The following is a 21,647-nucleotide window of genomic DNA, read 5'->3' on the forward strand; positions in this document are numbered from 1 at the left end:
ATCCAGGCCTGTTCGCCTGGCGAGTTCATGCCTGGTAGAAGTCACGACGAATTGAGATCATGATCCGGTGATCGTGTCGCTGCTGCGCCAACAACTTGTGCTCCGGCACCAGAACGCTCTCCTCCGTCGGCGCATCACCGGTCGGATCCGCTACGAGCATGGTTCTCTTGCAGACCAACGACTACCGCTCAGCGCTGGACCTCGGCGCCCGAACACACCACGCCCAGCACCAGCTGATCAGCCACTTCGGCAGGTACTGCGGCAACACCTGCCACGACCGGCAATTTGATCAACACACAAACACCCTAGCGGCGTTGTGTTCGATCGCTGTGTTGTGTGCTGGATTCAGCAGACACCACACCGAACTTTCGCGCGCGGTCACCGGCGTCGCTCAGTCGGCGGATCGCGCGCGAGGTGTCCTTGTCGGACCCCTTAAGGCGGCGCGGAACTCGTGAGAGCATTCCCGCCGATTCGAATCCTGAGGAGAACGAAGTGTTTCAGTTCCTGGCAGCCGCGCTGACCGGCGCACTGCTCGCCGCGGGCACGCCCGCCGTGGCCCAGACGGCGGCCGAACAGACGCCACCGACGCTGAGGTGGAGCGACTGCGACGGCGGTTACCAGTGCGCGACCGCCGAGGTGCCGCTCGACCACCGCCACCCCGGCGGCGAGAAGATCACGCTCGGGCTGACCCGCAAGCCCGCCACCGACCCGGCGCGGCGGATCGGCTCCCTGTTCATCAACCCCGGCGGCCCCGGCGGCGATACCGACGGCATGATCCGGTTCGTCGGTGAGAAAGGCCCGGCGGAGCTGCGGGCGCGATTCGACCTCGTCGGGTTCGATCCGCGGGGTGTGGGGCGCAGCCAGCCGCTCGCCTGCCAGACGCAGGACGAGTATCGCGAAGCATGGTCACAAGCCACCAGCAGGTCCGGCCCGGAGTCGTTCGACCGTGCGCTGCGGCAGGGCAAGGCCTTCGCGGACGCCTGCCAGCGGGCGAGCGCGCGCCTGCTGCCGTTCGTCGGCACCGAGTACGTCGCTCGCGACATGGACCTGCTGCGCCGGGCAGTCGGTGACGCGAAGCTGAACTACCTCGGCTTCTCCTACGGCACGTACATCGGCACGGTGTACGCGAACCTGTTCGCCCGCAACATTCGGGTACTGGCGGTGGACGGCGCGTACAACCCCCACACCTATGCGAACCGGCCGTACGAGTACGACCTCGGACAGTACAAGGCCATCGAGGCCACACTCGGCCGATTCTTCGACTGGTGTGCAAACACGAAGTGTGAGTTCGGCGAGGGTGACCCACGAGGCGCGTTCGTGAAGGTGCAGAACGCGCTCGACGCGGACCCGGTCCGGGCCGATGGCGTGTTCGCCGGCAACGGCGCCACCCTGACGTTCAACGTGATGATGAAGCTGGGCGGCGGCAAGCCCGCGTGGCCGGGCATCGCGAAGGGGCTCAAGGACGCCCAGCAGCGCACGGGTCACCTGCTCGCGGTGCCGAACGCGCGGTACCTCTCGGCCAACACCTCGGTCGAATGCGCGGACCGGGCGTTCCCGCAGAGCTTGGCCCTACTGCGGGACCGGCTGGCATTCGCATCAACCGTGGCGCCGCTGACAGGTCCCGCGCTGGCGTACGCGGTGCCGAGCTATGACCACGCGCACGCCACCGCGTGTACCCAGTGGCCGGTGCGGTCCAAGTCTCGGTTCTCCGGCCCGTTCAACGCCGCTGGCGCGCCACCGATCCTCGTCGTGGGCAACACCGGCGACCCGGACACCCCGTACGAGGACTCGGTCTCACTGGCGTCGACGTTGCGGAGCGGGCACCTGCTGACCTACCGGGGCGAGGGTCACACCGGCTTCTTCCAGAGCGAAAAGTGCGTTGCCGACAAGATTACGGCCTATCTCACAGACGGCACTCTACCCACACAAGGCGCCGTCTGCGACGACTGATCAGCACCAAGCGCGGCGATCCCAATGTCCACCGGGGTTCCAGCGCCGCTGGTTCGTCCCATTTGGATTGATCGGGTGTTGTGAACAGAAAGATGCTCTGGAACTCGCACGGATTATGACGTCCTGGAGGTCATGTCCGTGCGAGTCCAGAGCATCTTCAGCGCTGATCGGTGGCGCGTCGCCATCCCAGCGCGATGGGACCCGGCAGCAGCACGATGTGCATCTCGCGGCTGGTCTGCGGCGGACTTGACCGCACTAATGGATATTTATTTGTACGATCAAATCGTGTCGCCGCCGATGTATCGCGTTATCCGGACCGAGTTGGAGGGACGGATCCACTCCGGCGAGCTGGTACCCGGAGATCGGTTGCCGACCGAGCAACAGCTGCGCGAGCAGTACGAGGTCAGCCGTGCCACCGCCCAGCGTGTGTTGAATGACCTCGCAGCCTCCGGTCTCGTCGTCCGGCGGCGTCGCCACGGCACCTTCGTCGCCGATGCCATCCCGCAGGTCGACCTGTTGGCTTTCGTCGCACCGGACCTCATCGGACGGACGTCGGCCGGGCGTCACGTAGTGCTCTCGGCTCGGATCGTCTCGGCCGGCGCTGCGATGTACTCATTGCCTGGTGTCCAGCCGAGCACAGCGGTCATCGAGCTGGTGCGGCTCAAGCTGGATCCGGAGGATCGCCCGCGCCAGGTCGAGCGGCACGTCATCCTGTTTTCCGCCGCCCCTGACGTGCTCGACCAGGAGCTCGAGCACTTCGTCAGCCTCCGCCACTTCAACGACCTCGGGGTGGAGCTTTCTTCCGTGCGGGTCTACTTGGACCCGGTCGCGCTGTCCGAGGACGACGCAGACCTGCTCGACAGTGAACCTGGGACACCCACGCTGGTGCGGCGCCGTGAAGCCCTCGCACCCGACGGCACTGCGGTCGAGGTCATGCACACCGTCATACGTCCCGGCAGTGTGCGGTTCTTCGTCGAACTCCCGCCCGGACATTCTTTGCCACGTGGGAACGAGGCGTGAAGGTCGTCATCGTAGGTGCGGGTCTCCCCGGTGCCCGGTCGGCGGGTCTGCTGGTGGTGCAGGATCTGATGGATGTCGGCGACGTGCGGCCACAGGTGGGGCTTGAACCCGTTGACGATGTCCAAGATCGACTGTTGCGGGTCTGATCCTGGAAGTCTGTGCTCGACGGCGTTCTGGAGGTTCCATGGTGTGCCGTTTTTGTTCCTGTCCAGTCGGTTGCGTGCGCTGACTGAGGCGTCGCCGGGATGCTGTGCCCAGGCGGCCGGGGCGTCCAGCGCGGTAACGGTGGTTTCCCGCGACTGCTGATGCGGGCGGGTTTGTGGCGTTGTCGAACATTCGGTCGGTCACTAACGGGTGATGCTCGATGTGGTGAATTTCCCCTCTGAGCCGGTGAAGGGACTGTCCACGGGTACGTCACTGGCGTTCAAGTCCAGATCGCCCCGGAGGAGGTTCCATGAAAACGAAGACGCTGATATTCACGGCTGCCCTCACGGCTGCGCTGGCCGCGGTCCCCACCTACGCCTACGCGGTGTGCGCCCCGTCGACAGAGAGTCTGGCCCCGGTCCGGACCGCGGTCAGCACCGAAATGACCAGGCTCGCGCCCTACACCGCCAGTGCGGACAGTCGAGACCTGGACTGGGTCAAGGACCACATGGTCCAGATGGTGCCGGAGTGGCTGCCGACCATCCAACGCGTCGCAGCGCAGAACCAGCCGGAACTGGCCGAGCTCGCAGACACCTGTTACCAGGGCAGCAGCGCGGACATGCCGAACTTCATCGGCTGCGTCAAAAAGGGCATGCTGACCGTCGTGCTGCCGCGCGCGATCATGGACCTCCCCGCCGCCTGCAGCGAGATCTCCACGGCGATGGCGGACGCGGACATCGGGAACAAGGCGCGTTCCTGGGCCAACCGCTGGGCCAACGAGTACATCCAGTACCGCGAAACCCGACCCGCTCAGTGATATAGCCGTGAGCAGAACTCCGCGACCATGCATCTTTCCCCTGGGCGGCTTGCTGGCCGGTAGGAGGTGTACGCCGCGAGGTTCTCGGCGACCGCGGACACGTCGTGCCTGCTCGCGCACCCTGACACAGCGCCGAAATCTTCGGCGGCTGGTTCTCCGGCGGTGTGACGCCGGGCGTGCAGCCGGAACCTCCCTGTGCCCACGCGGCGTGCAGGTAGCGGTGGTTTTTCCTGACGAGTGTGGTGCCTCCGACCGCGGTCACGGTGGGGAGCGTTTGTGGCCATACGGTGGCGCTTGCGGTGAAGCCGCCAGTGAATACGGCCGCCGCGTTGCCGTTTCCGTTGAAGCCAAGGTCTCCGGCCGCCGCGGTGATCGTCACCCCGCGATCGTCCAACGCATCGGCGATCTGGCCGCGTAGCGTGTTTTCACTGCCTGGCAGGGTGTAGGAGATGCTGATGGCGTCCACTCACCGTCCGCCAGCCCAGCGCGCTCGGCCAGCAGGACGGTGGGTGTCGTTGATGGAAGACCCCAGCACGCCGACGCTCAACGTCACCGAGTTCTACACCTCGCTGTTCTGGTCGGCGGGCAACGTCGTCTCCACCGGTGACTCGAGCCAGTTCATCAGGGCAATGGCGGCGGGCATCGAAGCGGAGTTCGGCTCGTGCCCGGGAGAGTCGCCCGATACCGGCGACTCTCCCGGGCCAGGCCCCCTATGGGTCAGGCGTCCCAGGCGACCGGGAGCTGGTTGAGCGTGTAGACGTTGGTGTTGGTGGTCATGGGCACTTCGTCGACGGGGATGGCCAGGCGCAGGGTGGGGAAGCGGGTGACGAGCGCCGACAGGGCGACGCGCAGCTCGATCCGGGCCAGGTGCTGGCCGAGGCACTGGTGGACGCCGTGGACGAAGGTGAGGTGTCCGGCGGCGTTGCGGCGCAGGTCCAGGTCGTCCGCGTCGCCGAACCGCCGCGGGTCGCGGTTGGCCGTGTCCATGACGATGGTGACCGACTGCCCGGCCTGGATCAGCTGGTTCTCGATCCGCACGTCCTCCAGCGCGGTCCGGACGGTGCCGGGGCCGATGCCGGTGTAGCGCAACAGTTCCTCCACGGCACCGGTGATCAGCGCCGGGTCGTCGCGCAGGAGGGCGAACTGGTCGGGGTGGATCAGCAGGGCGAACGTGGACATCCCGATCACGGTGGCGGTGGTGTGCATGCCCGCGCCCAGCAGAAACGTCCCGACGCCGATGAGTTCCTCTTCGTTGAGGTCGCTCGTGGTCAGGTCGCTGAGCACGTCATCGGTGGGGTTGACGCGCTTGGCCTTGACGAGTTCGCTGATGTACGCCGACAACCCGGACCAGGCGTGGCCGAGGGCGGCAGCCGCTTCCTCCGCGCTCATGCCGTCGTTCACGAACATCCCGTTCACCAGGCCCTGGAAGTACTCGCGGTCGGTGGCAGGGACGCCGAGCAGTTCGCAGATCATCTGCGCGGGCATGTGCAGTGCGTAGACCTGCATCAGGTCCACCGGCGGCTGCTGGGCGGCCATGATGTCCAGGCGTTCGGTGGTGAAGTGTTCCATCCGCTCGGTGAGCTGCCGCATCCGGCGGGGGGTGAACTTGCCGGCCAGCAGCTTGCGGTAGCGGGTGTGCTCCGGCGCGTCGAGTCCGAGCAGATCGCCCGGCACGGCGGGTGGCAGGGGCTCGGTCATCCCGGGCAGGGGAAGGTGGTGCAGTTCGGGGCGGTTGCTGAACCGGGGGTGTTCGAGCACGGCGCGGGCCTCGGCGTGACCGGTGGCCAGCCAGCCTTCGTGTCCGTCGGGGTAGCGCATCCTGGTCAGCGGTCGCTCGTCGCGCAGCCGGGTGAGTTCCGGCATCAGCTTGAACGGGTGGTCGGGGGACCGCCGGTACAGCAGTTCCACCTGGGTGAACAGTTCGGTCATCGTGCGACTTCTCCTAGTCGGTGGTGGTGATGAGGTTGGTCTCGTGCCCCAGCAGGCGGCGTGCGGTGCGGACGCCACGGGGGTTGTTCCAGCCGATCGCGGCGGTGACGACGCCTCCGTCCTCGGCCAGGGCGAGGAAACGACCCTCACGGGGATCGCCTTCCACCACCCGGGTCCGGGCGTGCGGCGTGATCACGCCGTGCACCTGGATCTTGGTGTCGTACTGGTCGGACCAGAAATAGGGGATGGGACGGTAGAGCCGGTCGGCACCGAGGATGTTGTCGGCGACGACCAGCGCCTGCTCCGTGGCGTTGGTGCGGGTTTCCAGCCGTAGGGCGGTGTCGGTCCAGGGGGCGGGCCATCGGGCCACGTCGCCGACCGCGTACACATCAGGCGCGGCACGCAGCGAGGCGTCGCAGCCGACTCCGTCGTCGAGGTCGAGACCGCTGCCGTCCAGCCATCGTGTGGCCGGAATGGATCCGGCCGCCAGGACGACGACGTCCGCTTCGACGATCTGGTTGCCGGGCAGGGCTATCGCGCTGATCCTGCCGTCGGTGCCGAGCAGCCGGGTCACGGTGGTGCCGGTGTGCAACCGCACGCCGTGGGCTTCGTGCATGGCCGCGACGTGTCGGCCGAGTTCGACGCCGAGCTGGCGGGCCATCGGGGTCGATTCGGGATCGACGAGCGTCACCGCTTTGCCCAGGGTGCGAGCGGCGGCGGCGATCTCGCAGCCGAGCACTCCGGCCCCGACCACGACGACCCGGTGCGCGTCCTGCAGTTCCCGTTTCAGGTTGAGCGTGTCGTCCAGGGACCTGAGGGTGTGCACACCGGCGAGGTTGGGCTGGCCGGGCAGGCGGCGGGGCACCAGGCCGGTGGCGATCACCAGTGCGCCGTAGGGCAGGACCCGGCCGTCGTCGGTCTTCACCGTGCGGGCGTGCGGGTCGAGCCGCTCGGCCCGCACGCCCAGCACCCAGTCGACCCCGAGTTCCGCCAGGCGGTCCTGGCCGCGCAGGTAGATCCGGTCGACCGGCCAGGTCCCGGTGAGCACCTCCTTGGACAGCGGCGGCCGGTCGTAGGGCAGGTGCGGTTCCTCCCCGACGATTCGGATCCGGCCGGTGTATCCCTTGCGGCGCAGCGCTTCGGCCACCGTGAGCCCGCCGACCGAAGCACCGGCGACCAGCACGTCGTCCGGGATGCTCACGCCCGGTCCTCCACCCAGATCGCGGCGGCCGGGCACAGCATCACGGCTTCCCGCACCGCGTCGTGCAGCTCGGGCGGCGGCGTCGGGTCGAGCAGCACGACGATGCCGTCCTCGTCGCGTTGCTCGAACACCTCCTCCGCGGCGATCACGCACTGGCCGCCGCCGACGCACTTGACTTGGTCCACAATGACCTTCATGACTTCCTTCCGATGAGTTGCCTGGGAATTCACACGTTCGCGGGTTCCGACTGGGCCGCGGCGGACCTGCCCTTCATGACCAGCAGGGCAACCGCGGCCGCGACCAGCACGAGGCCCGCGGTGGCCCAGCAGGTGATGGCCATGGCGGAGGTGAACGCCCCGCGCGCGGCGTGGGTGATTCCCGGGTCGCCGAGCGCGAGGGCGTCACCGATGGACGCACGAGCCTTCTCCGGCAGGCCGGCGGGCATCTCGGCGGTGTAGCCGCCGGCGAACACGCTGCCCAGGATGGCCACCCCCAGGGCGCCGCCGGCCTGCTGCATGGTGTCGTTCACCGCGGAGCCCACTCCGGCGTGCTGCTCGGGCACGGTGCTCATCAGCGCCGCGACCGCGGCGGGCTGGGCGAGTCCGGCGCCGATGCCGAACACGGCCAGGATCGCTGCCACCAGCACGAACTCGCTGTCCGGGCTGAGGTTGGCCAGCAGGGCGAATCCACAGGCCAGGATGGTCAGCCCGACCGCGGTCATGGTCCGGTTGCCGATCCTGCGGCCCAGGGTGGCGCCGAAGGCGTTGGTCAGGATCGTGGCCAGCGCCACGGGCACCATGGCCGTGCCTGCCTCGGTCGGGGTGTAGCCGAGCACGAACTGCAGGTACTGGGTCAGCACCAGGACCAGCCCAGCCAGCCCGATCTGGGTCAGGACCAGCGCGAAGCTGCCCCCGCTGAAATCGCGCTGCCGGTAGAGCGACAGCGGCACCATCGGTGCGGAGGTCCTGGTCTCCCAGATCGCGAAGGCCACCAGGGCGACCACCGCGACACCGAGCCTGATGAGGGTGTCGCGGTGGCCGAGGCCGGTCACCGGCAGTTCGATGATCGCCCAGACCAGCGCGGTCAGGCCGATGACCGACAGGACCGCGCCGACCGGGTCGGCCCTGCGGGCGGGTGCCTTGGATTCGGGCATCAGGGCCAGCGCCGCGATGATCGCCACGACCGCGATGGGGATGTTGACCAGGAAGACCGACCCCCAGCCGAAGCTGGTCACCAGCGTCCCGCCGAGGATCGGCCCGCCGACCATGCCGAGCATCAGCACCGCCGACCACGCCGAGGTGGCCATCCGGCGCTCCTCGTCGTCGAACACCGTGATCAGGATCGACAGCGTGCTGGGCAGCACCAGCGCGCTGCCCACGCCCATCAACGCCCGGCCCGCGATCAGCTGCCCCGGGCTGGTGGCGTAGGCCGCCACCAGCGAGGCCAGCCCGAACACCACCAGCCCGATGACCATCACCCGCCGTCTGCCGTACCGGTCGGACAGGCTGCCCGCGGTCAGCAGCAGACCAGCGCACGCCAGGATGTAGGCATCGGTGACCCACTGGATGTCCTGGGAGTCAGCGCCCAGATCACGCACCAGCGCGGGGATCGCCACCATCAACACGTGGTTGTCCACGGTCAGCACCAACGTGCTGAGACACAACACGCCCAGGATCAACCAACGTCGCGGGTTCCGTTTCACGTCCGACATGCCCGCAACGGTGCCCACCGCGAATTACAGCCGCCTTATAACGCGCTGCCAGGTCGTCCAGCGCGCTGTAAGTGACCAGGACTCAGGCCTTGACGGGATGCCGCCCTGCCCCGGTGTGCTCACCGACCGGTTCGACGACGACGGTTCCCCACGGCCTGCGAAATGGCCTTATGAGCACAGCTTCGTCAGGCGGTCGATGGCCTCGTGGGCAGACATGTCGGCGCCTTGTCGGTAGGCCGTGTCGTAGCCGGTACGGCCAAGCTGTCGCGTGAGAACCTCCGCGAGGGAGCGCAGTTCGGTGTCGCCGTGGTCGAACTTGCCGCGGATGGCCTGGCTCAGGCCGAGCGCGATGGCCGCGCCTGCCGGATCACCCTCCAGGAACAGCAACCGGGCCAGGAGCTGAGCGGCCGAAGGGGTGTCCATCTGCGCCTGCGCCGCCCGCACTGCACGGGGCAGCAACTCGCGCGCGGACGCGGCGTCCCCGGCGGCGAGGAGGTTCGCCATCCTGGCAGGCACCAGGATGTCCTCGATCGTCTCCGCCGGAAGCACCTGGCGGGCGAGCGTCGCCACCCGGTCGAGAACCTGGTTGGCCCGTTCGATCTCGCCGGAGCGGCGACACAGCTCGGTCAGACTGCTCAGCACCGAGATCTCCAACATGGGCTCGCCGCGCTTCCATGCCGCCAGTTCGGCGGCTTCGATGTCGTGCCGGGCGCCGGAAAGGTCGCCGACGCGCATGCGTTCGGTGGCGAGCGCGAGCCGGGTCGAGACCTCGTCCTGCGAGCTGAGGTCGGTGGCGATCGCCAAGCTGTGCTCGTAGGCGGCGATCGCCTTGTCGTGTTCGCCACCGACAGCGTGCAGCTGCGCCAGGCCGTACAGCGCTTTCGCCGTCCACCACTGATCGCCCACCTCTTGGAACGCGTGCAGCGCCGCCGCCATCGCGGTCGCGGAGCTTTCCAGGTCGCCCCGTTCGCGATGACGTAAGGCTTCGATCATGTAGGTGCAGGCGACCGCCCAACGATCCGAGCCGCCGCGCACCCGGGCGATCTCCCGGTCGGCCAGCTCGTCCAGCCCGAGTACCGCCGCCATCGGAAGCGTTATCATCAGCAGCATCGGATAACGCCGCAGTGCGCCGGTGTGCGCGCAGTCGTCGATGAGCCCGCGCAGCCGTTCGGGGTCCCTGACCAGCCCGCCCTCCTCGGCGACCACGTGAATGGTGGTGAAGGCGGCCCGAGCGGCCGCGGGCAGCGCGTCGCCGAACCCGGCGACCTTGGCGACGTAGGCATCGGCCCGGGCGTCGTAGCGGAGCACGACCCAGTACCAGTACAGCGGGCCGAGGAGGCGGGCCGCCACGGTGGCGTCGCCGGTGTCGACGGCCGTTTGCAAGGCGAACATCAGGTTGTCGTATTCGGCCTGGAACAGCCGCAGCGCCTCCACCTGCTTGGCCGACCGCAGCAGCGGCTCGTGTTCCTCGGCCAGGTCGGCGAAGTGCCGCGCGAGCCTGTGCAGGACGACTTCGGCTTCCCCCGCGAGGCGGAGCTTGTCCGCCGAATGGGCCCGGATGGTCTCCAGCATCCGGTAGCCGTCGCCGACCCGCTCCACAATGGACTTGTCGACCAGGGAGTCCAGCAGGTAGACGACCTCGCCAGGGGCGAGCGCCTCATCCGGGCAGACCGCCTCGATCGCGGCGATCCCGGTCCTCGCCGGGAAGATCGACATTCGGCGGGCCAGCGTCCGCTCCTGATCGGTGAGCAGGCCCCAGCTCCATTCGATGACCGCGTGGAGCGTTCGCTGTCGCGGCTGGGCGGCCCGATTGCCGGTGCTCAGCAACCGGAAGCGGTCATCCAGTCGCCGGGCGATCTCGTCGGCGCTCATGCTCCGTAGCCGCGCCGCGGCCAGCTCCAGGGCCAGCGGCAGCCCATCCAGGCGGCGCACGACGTCCACGACTGTGGCCGTGGTCGGCGCGTCCAGCGTGAAGCCGGGCTGTACGGCCGCCGCGCGGTCAAGGAACAGCCGCACCGCGGCCGACTCGCCGGCCCGCGCGGAATCCCCGTGCGCCGGCGGCAGTTCGAGCGGGCCCAGCCTGCACAGCGCCTCGCCCATGACGTCCAGCGGTTCCCGGCTGGTGGCCAGGATGGTCAGGTCCGGCTGGCGCTCCAGCAACCGCCCGGCGAACTCCGCGACAGGTCCGGAGATCTGTTCGCAGTTGTCGAGCACCAGCACGCCCGCGCCGCCGGCGACCAGATCGACCACCCGCTCCAGCGGCGTACCGGACGGCCGGGCATCGGCGACGCTGAGCGTGCCCAGCACCGCCTCGGGCAGCCCGTCCGCCGTGGTCACCCCGGCCAGGGGGACGAACCAGACACGCCCACGCCGATGGGCTCGATGCCGGCTCACCGCCTCCACGACCAGCCGGGTCTTGCCCACACCGCCGGGGCCGACAACGGTGACCAGGCGAGAGGTCGCCAGCAACCCGGCCAGTAGCCCCAGCTCCTGCGCCCGGCCGACGAAGCTGGTCAACCGGGCAGGCAGGTGTCCCGGCACCGCGTCCGGTCGAGCCTGTCCCGCCTCGGGGGTTTCCCGCTCGCCCCGCACCACGGCCAGGTACGTTTCGCGCAGTTGCGCGGACGGGTCGACGCCCAGTTCCTCGGCGAGCGTGCTGCGGACCTGTTCGAAGGCGGCCAGCGCGTCGGACTGGCGGCCTGCCGCGTGCAGGGCTCGCATCCGCAGGCCTGCCAGCCGTTCGCGCAACGGGTGATCGGCGGCCGCCGCGGTCAGATCGGCCAGGATCTCGTCGTGGCGGCCCAGTCGCAGCTCCGCCTCGAACCGGTCTTCCATGGCCGCGACGCGTAGCTCGGCCAGCCGCACGGCGGCCCTGCGGGCGAAGGGGGTCTGGCGCACGTCGGCCAGCGCGTCTCCCCGCCACATTGCCAGCGCCTCGTCCAGCAGCGAACCGGCTCGCCGAGCGGCGCCCGCGGCCAGTTCGCGACCGCCCCGCTTCGCCTTCTCCTCGAACCGGTAGGCGTCGACGTTCTCGACGGGTACGTGCAGGCGGTACCCGCCGGCCGCCCGCTCCACGGTCTCGGCCTCGCCCAGAGCTTTGCGCAGTCGATGCACCAGCCCGTGCAGCGCGTTGACGGTGCCGCCGCGATCCCCCCACAGGCTGTCGACGAGGGCGTCGTCCGACACCAGCTCGCCTTCGGCCAGAGCCAGCCGGGCCAGCAGCGCGCGAACCATGACGCCGCCGACGTCGATCGGCGCACCGTCGTCGGCGTAGGCCCGGACCGGTCCCAGCACCTCAATCCGCATGCCCCACAGGCTATCGGCAGGAGAACCGATCAACTGCGGTGAGTGATCGCTGGTCCGAGCGTGGTCCGGGTTGTGCCCCGCCGCCATGCGCGTGTCGCCGCCTCGAAACCTCTTAGAGCGTCCGACGCGTGCTGGAAGAGAGGTCGAAGACGCCTGTAAGCGCGGCCCGAAAACGTAACGGCCGTATGAAGCGACGAAGGGACACGGGTCAGCAGTTCGGTCTCCTCCAGGTACTTGACCGCCGTGGAGATGAACCCGGGCTGACTCGCAGACGCCAGGCCAGGTCGGCAGCCGTCATGCCCTGACAAACCACCTCGTGCCCATTCTCAGGGGGAAGTGATGAAGCAGCTTGATGTCGCGGCGTACCAGACCGCCGAGAAACTGATGAGGCAGTACCGGTCCGATCTCGTGCACCACGACCGGGTCAGGCCGGTCTGGATCGGGGACGGGGGCCGTTTCTGGTACCGGGTCAACGCGGCAGGCGGCCAGCGGTTCGTCCTCGCCGACCCGGCGGCGGGCACCCGGGTGGCGGCGTTCGACCACGACCGGCTGGCCAGCGCCCTGGCCGCGGCCGCTGGCAGGGAGGTCGATCCGGCCACCCTGCCCTTCCCCGCCATCGACCTGACCGGCGACGCGGTCGAGTTCGACGCGTTCGACGAGCACTGGCGGTGCTCACTGGACACTTACGTCTGCGAGAGAACACCGCGCAAGCCCACTCGCGGCGTGCTCGAAGTGGCGTCACCGGACGGCACGCACACCGTTTACACCCGTGACAACAACATCTGGCTCCGCACGCTCGAGGACGGTACGGAGCGCGTGCTGACCACCGACGGTGTGGTGGACCACGACTACGGTACCGGCCCGGACTGGTTGCACTACTCCACCGTGATTCGCAAGCTCGGTCTCCCCTCGATGCCCGCGGTCGCCGCGTGGTCGCCGGACTCCACGCGCGTGCTGACCCACCGCACCGACCAGCGGGGTGTACGCACGACGCACCTGGTGGACCCCCGCCCGGACGACGGCGGCCCGCCCGTGTGGCACGTCCAGCGCAACGCCTTCCCTGGGGACGAGAAGCTCACCATGGCCGAACTGGTCGTGCTCGACGTCCGTACCGGCGACGTCGTCGCGGCCCAGGCGGATCCGTTGCCGATGTCGCTCATGTCGCCGGTGACGACCGCGTCGGCGTGGTGGTCCGCGGACAGTTCGGCGGTCTACTTCCTCGGCCAACCACGTGACCAGCGGACCATTCAGCTGAACCGGCTCGACCCGGCGACCGGTGAGGTGACCGCGATCCTGACCGAGTCCGGGCCGACCCGCCTGGAAGCCAACCAGTTCACCGGCGGCGAGAACCTGCAGTACCCGCTGGTCAAGGTCCTGTCCGGGGGCGCGGAGGTGATCTGGTTCTCGCAACGCGACGGCTGGGGCCACCTCTACCTGTACGACGCGAACACCGGTGAGCCGCGCCGGCAACTGACTTCAGGCGAGTTCCTGGTACGGGACATCCTGCGCGTCGACGAGAAGCGGCGACTGGTGTACCTCACCGTGTGCGGTCTGGTCGCCGAGGACCCACTGCGACGCTCGATCTGCCGGGTCAGCCTGGACGACGGCGGCCTCACCCGCCTGGTCGACGACGACCTCGACCACGCGGTCGTCGTGGCGCCGAATCGCGCCTACTTCCTGGATACAGCGTCCACCACGCAACACCTGCCGGTGGTCACGGCCAGGGACTGGGGCGGCAACGTGCTCGTGGAACTGGAGCGCGCCGACATCACCCGGCTGACCGCGCTGGGGTGGACACCGCCGGAACACTTCTGGGTCAAGGGCGCCGACGGCCAGACCGACATCCACGGCGTGCTGTACAAGCCCCACGGCTTCGACCCGCGGGAGAGCTACCCGGTGGTCGACCACGTCTACCCCGGCCCGCAGACCAACCGGGTCGGTCCGGTGTTCCACGACGTCTTCAGCAGTGCGGCCGAGTCCGTGGCGGCCCTCGGGTTCGTCGTGGTCGCCATCGACGGGCGCGGAACTCCGGGGCGGAGCAAGGCGTTCCACGACGCCTCCTACGGCAACTTGGCCGACGGCGGCGGCCTGGCCGACCACGTCACGGCGATCAGGCAACTCGCCGCCACCCGGCCGTGGATGGACCTCGACCGGGTCGGCGTATTCGGCGAGTCCGCCGGCGGGCAGGCCGCGTTGCGCGCCATCCTGGACTATGGCGACTTCTACCGGGTCTGTTCGGCCAACTGCGGCTCGCACGACATCCGGAGCTGTTTCGCCCAATGGGCCGAGGCCTACGAAGGTCCGGCGGGGGAGACCGACTACGGCATGGCCGCCAACGAGAACGTGACCCACAAGCTGCAGGGGAAGCTCCAGTTGATCCACGGCGGCATGGACACCAACGTCAACATCGTCAACACGATGCGGGTCGTCGACAGCCTGATCGCCGCGGACAAGGACTTCGACCTGGTCGTCATCCCACGCGCCGAGCACACCTATTTCGGCTACGACCACTATCTGTTCCAGCGTCGATGGGACTTCCTGGTGCGCGAGCTGATGGGCGCCCAACCGCCGAACTACCGCGTCAAGCCGGTGCCCCTCGGCGCGGGCCCCTTCGCCGACTGGTTCTGAAGGGCAATGTATGTCCACTGAGGACGGTGGCTCCGACGTGACCGTTCCTGCCGCCTCGCGATACCCGCGCCATGGACCACCCTCCACAGACGGCCCCACCCACGAACAGGTCATCCGAGGGACCGAACTCCGCGCATCACGGCACTGATAATGCTCCACCCTGTTCTGTGACTATGCCGCCTGACGGTAAGTCTGACTGCTGAGCACTGTGGACTGGTCGATCTTCCAGCGGGCGCCTTGCCTGACGAGGATGTACCTGTGCCGCTCGCGGACCACCTTGCCGTTCTTGAAGTTGTATTCGACCGTGGCCTCAACGGCGTTGGCTGCCACCGGTGTCACACCTGTGGTGCGGACACCGCTGATCCGATCCCAGAAGGTCTGGTAGCCGCCGCGTCCACCGGCTGGGTTCTGCTGGTATCTGGGTGTCAACCGATCCCAGCCCTCCGGCAGTCGCCCAGGCATCAACGCGTAGTACTCGGTGATCACCGCGGACAACGCGGCAGGGCCGTCGTTGGGCGCGGAGGTCGTCGCGGGCACTTGGGATGTGGTGGGTGGGGCGGTGGCCGAGGAAGTGGCGGTGGTGAGTGGCTGGGGGGAGACAGGAATGTCCGACGACGGCATGCTTGGCGCGGCCGAAGGGTGCGGTGCGCCACTGGTGGTGATCTCCCGGTCCTGCGTCAGGAGCCCGGCCAGCATGGCTACGGCCAGGATGACCAGTGCACCGGTGACCAACAGGGTCGTCCGTCGTCTGACTAGTGTCGGTTGTGGTTCAACGCGTTCAGTAGCCGCGTCGGGTTCGCCGACCTGGATTTCGGATCGTGGTTCATGGGTGGTCGCGGCAACCGCCACGGGATTCGACCGCAGTGTCTCCAGCGTGTCCCTGACCTCGGCCATAGTCGGTCGTCGCGCGGGATCAAGGCGCAACATCCGTGTCAGAAGGGGCGTCATCGGGCCGGCCTGAGTCGGTGCGGTGACTTCACCGGACGCGACCTTGTGCAGCAACGCCATGGCATTGTCGCCAGACCCGGACGGCGGTGTCCCTTCAAGCGCCGCGTACAGCGTGGCACCGAGGGAATACACGTCAGACGAGAACGTCGCGTGCTCGCCTCTGGCGACCTCCGGGGACAGGTAGGCAGGGGTTCCGACCGCTGTTCCGCTGGTGGTCGCACCGACTTCCTCGACCGCCCGGGAGATTCCGAAATCGGTGATCTTCACTGTGCCGTCATGACCGAGAAGGATGTTGCCCGGCTTGACATCCCGGTGCACCACCCCGGCTGCGTGTGCGTGGTCCAGTGCGTCCGAGACCTGGCTGCCGATACTGGCCGTCTCACCTATCGGCAGAGGGCCTCGTTCGGCCAGAACCTGGGATAAGCTCCGCGACGGCAGGTATTCCATGATCAGGTAGGAGTACCCGTCATCGTGGACGACGTCGTAGACCGTCACCGCGTTGCGGTGCTGCAACTTCGCGGCGAAACGCCCTTCCCGCGTGGCTCGCCGCATGGCCTCCTCGGCCTGTGGCCCAGTCAGCTCGGTCGGCACCAGCAGCCGTTTGACTGCGACCTTCCGGTGCAGCCGCTCGTCGTAGGCCCGCCACACCACGCCCATACCGCCACGTCCCAGAATCGCAGCCAGTCGGTAGCGTCCCGCGATCAACCGGTCGTCATCGCACACATGATGGGGTTGCACCGGAAGACATCTTCGAAACAACGAGGCATGGCGTGCTGAGGACGTCTTGTGGCTCAACATGTGAACAGTGCGCGCGGCCACCCCCAGCGGTCGGGTGGCGGGCCCCGCACCGCGGTGTCACCGGCCGGGCGAGGTCAACGGACCTGTGGCGTAGTAGGTCTTGCAGACGGGACCGTCGTAGTTCGTGGTCACCTCGAGTACGGATCTCCCGTCAGTGGCGGGCAGCAGATGCGGGCTGAAGTTGCGGCAGCCCTCGTTGTCGACACCGTCGACGGGCACCGGTGCGGGGATCTCGTACCACGGGCCGATGCCGACGTGGTCGTTGGCGAGGATGGTTTTGCCGTTGCCCGGCGCGATGCTGCCGTCGTCCTGCACGAGCATCTCGGTGATCACCAGGACCGTGCCCGCACTACCCGGCCCGGGACTCCACGCCACGGTCGGTGTGTGCCTGCCGTACTTGCCGTCCGCGGTGCGGATCACCGTGCCGAGGTCGTTCGGATCGCCGAAGTCCCAGCCGTCGGTCGAACGGCGGAAGTACGCGCTGCAGAGGTGAACCAGGTCGTTGTTGCAGACCTCGTAGGTCATGAAGTAGGAGCCGTCGGGCAACCGGATGGTGTTGATCATCCCCGGTCGGACGTACCAGTCCGCGTTGACCACGGTGTTCCGGTAATCGGTCCACGTGATGCCGTCGGTGGATCTGACCTGGACGAGCTTCTGGTCGTGGTGCGCCTTGTCGGTCTCGTCGGAGTAGAACGCGACCAGCGCGCCGTCGGCTGCCACGACGAGGCTCGGTTCCCAGGTGTTGTGCTGGTTCGGCGCCACAGCGATGTCCGACAGGTGCCGCCAGCTCCGACCTGCGTCCGGGCTGGCCCACAACCGTTGCCGGGTGTGGCGTTGGCTGTCCGGCGCCTGGTATCCCACGGTGACAGCCCACAACACGGTGCCCGCGGGCAACGCCCCGACAGGCGACGGTAATTCGTACAGGTAGGCACAGCAGATTCCCACACCGTTGGCGGCGGCAGGGTCTTCGATGGTGGCGATCTGCTGAAACGTGTCGCCACCGTCCCTGCTCGCACTGATCACTCCCGCGCCCTGCGAACCGAAGTTCGTGGTGATGCTCGCCAGGATCGTTCCGTTCGCCGGACCGCTGTGCTCCAAACGGATGACACGCGGGTAGAAGCTGCCACCGTCGTACAGCACACGGGGTTCCGGTGCCGGGGCACTCACCAGCGTCGAGACCAGCACCGCCACCGCCCCTGCCATCAACACCCAGGCCACCTCCAACTACTTCAGGTGATCATATTGACACCGATTGTAGTGACGGTGTCCCTTGATCGGGTGACGAACTGGGGCCCGTAGCGCACGGCGCCGGGGGAGGTTACCGGCGCGGCTGGAAGTAGTGCTTCGTGATGTGCTTGCCCACGGCCGCACCGAGTGTGGTGCCGTCGACGTCCGCGGAGCGGAAGTGGATGCCTGCCCAGATGCGTGCTCCGACAACCTCGGCTGTCGCCTGCGAGAAACTGCCGAAGTGCCGTCTGGTGCCGCTGTCGACGCTGAACGCGCTGAAGGCGACCTTGTCCCGACCGAAGAAGTGCGCGTACGCCGTCATCTGTGCGGCGGTGCGACAGGTGTGGCCGGACGGGTAGTCGGGATTCGGCGGGGTGGTCACCAGTGGAGTCCAGCCGGGTTCGGCTGTGGTGGCGGGGTTTCCGTCGGTGTCGGCGGACCGGATGGCGGTGACCGGCCTCCAGAAGTGCCAGAACTCCTTGTCGTTCGCGCAGGCGATCGCGCCGTCTGTGCCGGTGAAGTCAGCCAAAGCGTAGAAGCGCGCGGTTTCCAGCACGCTGAGTCTCTGGGTGAGGGCGAGGTCGCGCTTCATCCCCCAACTGACCGAACGCCGGTCGTGCCACCACAACGCCGCATCGGTCTGGTCCGCGGTGCGGACCGTGCTCGTCGCCGAGCCGACCCGCTTGACCTCGTCGAAATCGAGGGTGTACTTGTCGCTCGTGACCGCGGGCGGCCCGGGGGTGCGGAACATCGTCGCGTCCGGGATGGCGAACGGCTTCAGGAAACCGACCCAGGCGCCGGTGTTCTCGAAGCCCGGCGGAGTGGGGCGATACATCCCCGGCTTGGTGCCGACGGTCCAGAGCCGGGGATCGAAGGCGCCGTCGTTGTGCCGTGTGGTGATCATCGCCTTGGCCGCCTGGGCGCCGACCCGGATGCCGCCACGTTTCGCCGGGCCTTCTGGGATGCCGGCGAGCCATGTGGTGTACTGCTTGCGCAGTCTTTCCCGCTGCGCTGGGAAAATGGCGTCCAGCACCCGGTAGGCGGCCGTGCCGACGGCGGCGTCCGTGGACTCGTGGCCGTTGGCTCGCGGTGCGACGAGATAGGGCTTGTAGGGCGTGCCGGCGATCGTGTTCACCGCGTCGTAGACCGCGCCGCTGACCATCGCGAACCCGCGTCCGGCGACCTGCGGCGGGGCCTGTTGTGCGATGTCCCAGATCGCGGTCTGCGCGTTGATGTCCCAGACGACGACCGCGTTCGGTGACGCGATCGCAGCGGCGGTGGTCGGCGGTGCGATCGTCAACGGCACTGTCAGAGCGAAAGTTGCCAGAATCGCCACTTGGCGCGTTATGATCATCGTCAACCTCGGGGTATCCGTGCGGCATCGAGACCGCTACGCAACGTATCGCCGCGGGCTCCGCAAGCGCAATACTGCGCCCGCTGAGGTTCACCCCGAGTAGTGGACACCGAGTTAGCAGGAGCAGCTGTCCTGCTGGAAGGATGTCCTCATGCCTCCTCGTAAGCGCCGTTCGTACACGGCCGAGTACAAGGTCGAGGCTGCCCACCGGGTGATCGATTCCGGCCGCACGATCTCCGAGGTCGCCCGCGAGCTGGGCATCGACGCGGGCATGCTCAGCGTCTGGGTCAAAGACGAACGGCGCCGAACCGCCGCGGTTGAGGCCCACGGCGACGCGGCCCTGGACGCGGGCGAACGGGCCGAGTTGCAGCGCCTGCGGCGGCAGGTGGGCGAGTTGGAGAAGGACAACGCGTTCCTGGTAAAAGCCTCGGCGTACTTTGCCGCGATGCAGAAGAACCGGCCCGGTTCACTCTGATGGCCAAGTACGCCGGCCCCGACGACGCCGCTGGGACCACCGGCACCGCCAGGCCGCAGCGCGAACGGTTCTCCATCCGCCGCATGGCACGGCTGCTGGGCGTGTCGTCCTCCGGCTACTACGCGCATGTGAAACGGGCTGTGGCAACGGTGGTGACCTCACGCCAGCAGCGCCGCGCGGATCTGGAAGTGAAGATCACCCAGGCGCACAAGGACTCACGCGGCACCTACGGGTCACCGCGGATCACCGCGGAACTGCGTGGGCGGGGCGAGGTGGTGACGGCGAAGACCGTCGCGAAGATCATGGCCGGTATCGGGTTGGAGGGCATCAGCCCGCGCACGTTCAAGGTCAAGACGACGGTGGTCGACCCGTCCGCGTCGTTTCCGCCTGACCTGGTCGAGCGGCAGTTCGACCAGGGTCGGCTGGATGCGGTGTGGCTGACCGACATCACGTATTTGTCCTGCGGTGAAGGGGACATGTTCCTGTGCGCGATCCGGGACGGGCACTCCCGGAAGGTGTTGGGCTACACCGTCGCTGACCACATCAGCGCCGAGATGGTTACCGACGCCATCGCCCGGGCGGTCGAGGCCCGTGGCGGCAGGTCCCGTGGAACGGTCCTGCATTCCGACCGTGGCGGGGAGTTTACGGCGCACCTGACGGCGAGGGCGTGTTTCCGGCACGGGCTGCGCCGGTCGATGGGCGCGACTGGGATCTGTTGGGACAACAGCCCGGCGGAGTCGTTCTGGTCGACGTTCAAACATGAGCACTATTACCGTCATGTCTATGCGACGAAGACGGAACTCGTTGCTGCGGTTGACAATTGGGTCACGTTCTACAACAGTGTGCGGCGGCACTCCGCGATCGGGATGCTCAATCCTGACGACTACGAGATCTCGCTCCGAGCGGTCGCCTGAACTGTGTAAGCCCCTGTCCACCGTTCGGGGTGAACCTCACGCACCACACTCGTTCCATCTGAGTGCTCGCGCAGCACGCATCAAACTGGTGAGCACGGCGGCTCTCCCTAGTGTGTCGCACTCGACCATCTGCCGAGACCGCCGCTTCTTCCATGAGTGGTCGCGTCCGCGCAGCGCCTGGGAGGCACGGTCACCGGAGCGAACCGCGCCGCCTACGCCTCCACCATCACGGGGCCCGTCCTGGTGGACGGGCCCGTCGAGTTGGTTACCGAGGACGGCACGGTGGTGCGGTCCGATCGTGTTGTGGTCGCGGTGTGTGCGTGTCGGCGCAGCAAGCGATTCCCGCTGTGTGACACCAGCCACCGGCGGCGGGTCCGGCGTGACGGGTCTCAGGAGTGACGTAGTGACGTACGGTTTCGCGCCACCCTAACCTCGGGCAGCGCGCGGTGTCAGGCCGCTGCCCGGCAGCCGGGACTGCTGGACCATACGCCAACTGGCGTAGCCGGTGTCCCTGCCGTCAGTGAACGGCGAGTTCGGCGAGAGGGCCAGAAGCACAGGAAGCCAGGTGCCCAGATGGTTGATCACCGCGATCGCTGTGTCCCGATCAGACACTCCGATGTGCACATGACAACCGGAGACCTGGTAGTCGCGCAGGAGCTCCGCGTACGTCGCCGTGATCCGACCGAAGCGTTCGCCTTCGGCGGCGGTGACATCCGGGTTGGTCAGCACCGCGGTCCCGGAAGAGACCAGTGCCAGCCCCTCTTCTCGTGCCGCCGCGGTGAGCGCCTTTCTGCCGGCGATGAGCTGGCTACGCACTTCGGTCGTTGACGCACACACGCCGGTCGCGAACTCCACCTGACTGGTGAGTAATTCGCTGTGCGTCTCGGCGCCGGGTGGCAAACGCGCGCCGTCGACTCGTTTGAGGACGACGTCCGCGCGGCTCACAGTCTTGCGTGAACCCAAGTCCACCAGCAGGAACTCTTCTTCCACACCGCATGTCATCTGTTTGGCGTCACTCCTTTTTGAGCTTGTCCTGCTCGGTGCCCGCTGCTTTCTCCACGACGTTGGGGATTTCGGTGGTGCCGTAGAAGCGGGCGTCCGGGTGGGTGGGGGGTGGCATCGGCATACTGGTGGTGGGGCCGTCGTGGTAGCTGAACTCGCCCTTGCCGTCCGGGGTAGGACCGGACGCCCAGGGCCCGTCGCCTGCTTGCGCGCCGTCGCTGAA

The 21,647-nt window shown here is 67.9% G+C and carries 17 protein-coding genes and 1 pseudogene; 8 read left to right on the forward strand and 10 right to left on the reverse strand.

Annotated elements, in window-relative coordinates; genetic code table 11:
- Nucleotides 1-492 precede the first annotated feature (492 nt).
- From ALI144C_RS07575 to ALI144C_RS54190, 4 genes are all read left to right on the forward strand, one after another.
- The gene (locus ALI144C_RS07575; protein WP_076986279.1) at nucleotides 493-1,950 is read left to right on the forward strand and encodes an alpha/beta hydrolase; all 1,458 of its coding nucleotides are present in this window, start codon (nucleotides 493-495) and stop codon (nucleotides 1,948-1,950) included.
- 246 nt (nucleotides 1,951-2,196) lie between these two features.
- Nucleotides 2,197-2,970, forward strand: a complete 774-nt coding sequence (locus ALI144C_RS07580) for a GntR family transcriptional regulator (RefSeq protein WP_202818881.1) — start codon at nucleotides 2,197-2,199, stop codon at nucleotides 2,968-2,970.
- A 454-nt stretch (nucleotides 2,971-3,424) separates the two neighbouring features.
- Nucleotides 3,425-3,931 carry a hypothetical protein gene (locus tag ALI144C_RS07585; protein WP_076986280.1) on the forward strand — a complete coding sequence of 169 codons (507 nt, stop codon included), beginning with the start codon at nucleotides 3,425-3,427 and terminating at the stop codon, nucleotides 3,929-3,931.
- A gap of 518 nt (nucleotides 3,932-4,449) precedes the next feature.
- Nucleotides 4,450-4,680 carry a hypothetical protein gene (locus ALI144C_RS54190; RefSeq protein ID WP_143230487.1) on the forward strand — a complete coding sequence of 77 codons (231 nt, stop codon included), beginning with the start codon at nucleotides 4,450-4,452 and terminating at the stop codon, nucleotides 4,678-4,680.
- Here ALI144C_RS54190 and ALI144C_RS07590 read toward each other — a convergent pair.
- The 5 genes from ALI144C_RS07590 to ALI144C_RS07610 form a co-directional block, all read right to left on the reverse strand.
- On the reverse strand, nucleotides 4,649-5,860 hold the full coding sequence (locus tag ALI144C_RS07590) for a cytochrome P450 (protein WP_076986281.1): 1,212 nt from the start codon (nucleotides 5,858-5,860) through the stop codon (nucleotides 4,649-4,651). The two genes, ALI144C_RS54190 and ALI144C_RS07590, sit on opposite strands and share 32 nt — an antisense overlap.
- 13 nt (nucleotides 5,861-5,873) lie before the next feature.
- Nucleotides 5,874-7,061 (reverse strand): NAD(P)/FAD-dependent oxidoreductase, encoded by a 1,188-nt coding sequence (locus ALI144C_RS07595; protein ID WP_076986282.1) that lies wholly within the window; start codon nucleotides 7,059-7,061, stop codon nucleotides 5,874-5,876.
- Nucleotides 7,058-7,258 (reverse strand): ferredoxin, encoded by a 201-nt coding sequence (locus ALI144C_RS07600; RefSeq protein ID WP_076986283.1) that lies wholly within the window; start codon nucleotides 7,256-7,258, stop codon nucleotides 7,058-7,060. The genes ALI144C_RS07595 and ALI144C_RS07600 overlap by 4 nt, the downstream gene beginning before the upstream one ends.
- A gap of 29 nt (nucleotides 7,259-7,287) precedes the next feature.
- Complete coding sequence (locus ALI144C_RS07605) at nucleotides 7,288-8,772, reverse strand: MFS transporter (protein WP_076986312.1); 1,485 nt, start codon at nucleotides 8,770-8,772, stop codon at nucleotides 7,288-7,290.
- Between the two features lie 168 nt (nucleotides 8,773-8,940).
- A complete protein-coding gene (locus ALI144C_RS07610) occupies nucleotides 8,941-12,078 on the reverse strand; it encodes a BTAD domain-containing putative transcriptional regulator (protein WP_076986284.1) in 3,138 nt (1,045 codons plus the stop codon).
- Between the two features lie 339 nt (nucleotides 12,079-12,417).
- On the opposite strand from ALI144C_RS07610, the gene ALI144C_RS07615 reads away from it, so the two are divergent.
- A complete protein-coding gene (locus tag ALI144C_RS07615; protein ID WP_076986285.1) occupies nucleotides 12,418-14,706 on the forward strand; it encodes a S9 family peptidase in 2,289 nt (762 codons plus the stop codon).
- A gap of 171 nt (nucleotides 14,707-14,877) precedes the next feature.
- On the opposite strand, the gene ALI144C_RS07620 is transcribed toward ALI144C_RS07615, so the two are convergent.
- The 3 genes from ALI144C_RS07620 to ALI144C_RS07630 all read right to left on the reverse strand — a co-directional run bounded on the left by ALI144C_RS07620 (nucleotide 14,878) and on the right by ALI144C_RS07630 (nucleotide 18,985).
- A complete protein-coding gene (locus ALI144C_RS07620) occupies nucleotides 14,878-16,452 on the reverse strand; it encodes a serine/threonine-protein kinase (RefSeq protein WP_143230488.1) in 1,575 nt (524 codons plus the stop codon).
- A 57-nt stretch (nucleotides 16,453-16,509) separates the two neighbouring features.
- Entirely contained in the window at nucleotides 16,510-17,661 is a 1,152-nt protein-coding gene (locus tag ALI144C_RS07625) for a sialidase family protein (protein ID WP_143230489.1), read from the reverse strand.
- A 109-nt stretch (nucleotides 17,662-17,770) separates the two neighbouring features.
- A complete protein-coding gene (locus tag ALI144C_RS07630) occupies nucleotides 17,771-18,985 on the reverse strand; it encodes a vanadium-dependent haloperoxidase (protein WP_202818882.1) in 1,215 nt (404 codons plus the stop codon).
- A 199-nt stretch (nucleotides 18,986-19,184) separates the two neighbouring features.
- On the opposite strand from ALI144C_RS07630, the gene ALI144C_RS07635 reads away from it, so the two are divergent.
- The 3 genes from ALI144C_RS07635 (at nucleotide 19,185) to ALI144C_RS07645 (ending at nucleotide 20,821) form a co-directional block, all read left to right on the forward strand.
- On the forward strand, nucleotides 19,185-19,508 hold the full coding sequence (locus tag ALI144C_RS07635; RefSeq protein WP_076986288.1) for a transposase: 324 nt from the start codon (nucleotides 19,185-19,187) through the stop codon (nucleotides 19,506-19,508).
- Nucleotides 19,508-20,422, forward strand: a complete 915-nt coding sequence (locus tag ALI144C_RS07640; protein ID WP_076986289.1) for an IS3 family transposase — start codon at nucleotides 19,508-19,510, stop codon at nucleotides 20,420-20,422. The genes ALI144C_RS07635 and ALI144C_RS07640 overlap by 1 nt, the downstream gene beginning before the upstream one ends.
- Nucleotides 20,423-20,647: 225 nt before the next feature.
- Nucleotides 20,648-20,821 (forward strand): CDGSH iron-sulfur domain-containing protein, encoded by a 174-nt coding sequence (locus tag ALI144C_RS07645; RefSeq protein WP_143230493.1) that lies wholly within the window; start codon nucleotides 20,648-20,650, stop codon nucleotides 20,819-20,821.
- A gap of 27 nt (nucleotides 20,822-20,848) precedes the next feature.
- On the opposite strand, the gene ALI144C_RS07650 is transcribed toward ALI144C_RS07645, so the two are convergent.
- Entirely contained in the window at nucleotides 20,849-21,424 is a 576-nt protein-coding gene (locus tag ALI144C_RS07650; RefSeq protein ID WP_076986290.1) for a carboxylate-amine ligase, read from the reverse strand.
- Nucleotides 21,425-21,434: 10 nt separating this feature from the next.
- Nucleotides 21,435-21,647 (reverse strand): annotated as a pseudogene (locus ALI144C_RS07655) (manganese catalase family protein); the annotation flags it as partial.

The organism is Actinosynnema sp. ALI-1.44 (assembly GCF_001984155.1).
In the GTDB taxonomy this organism is placed as follows: Bacteria; Actinomycetota; Actinomycetes; order Mycobacteriales; family Pseudonocardiaceae; genus Kibdelosporangium.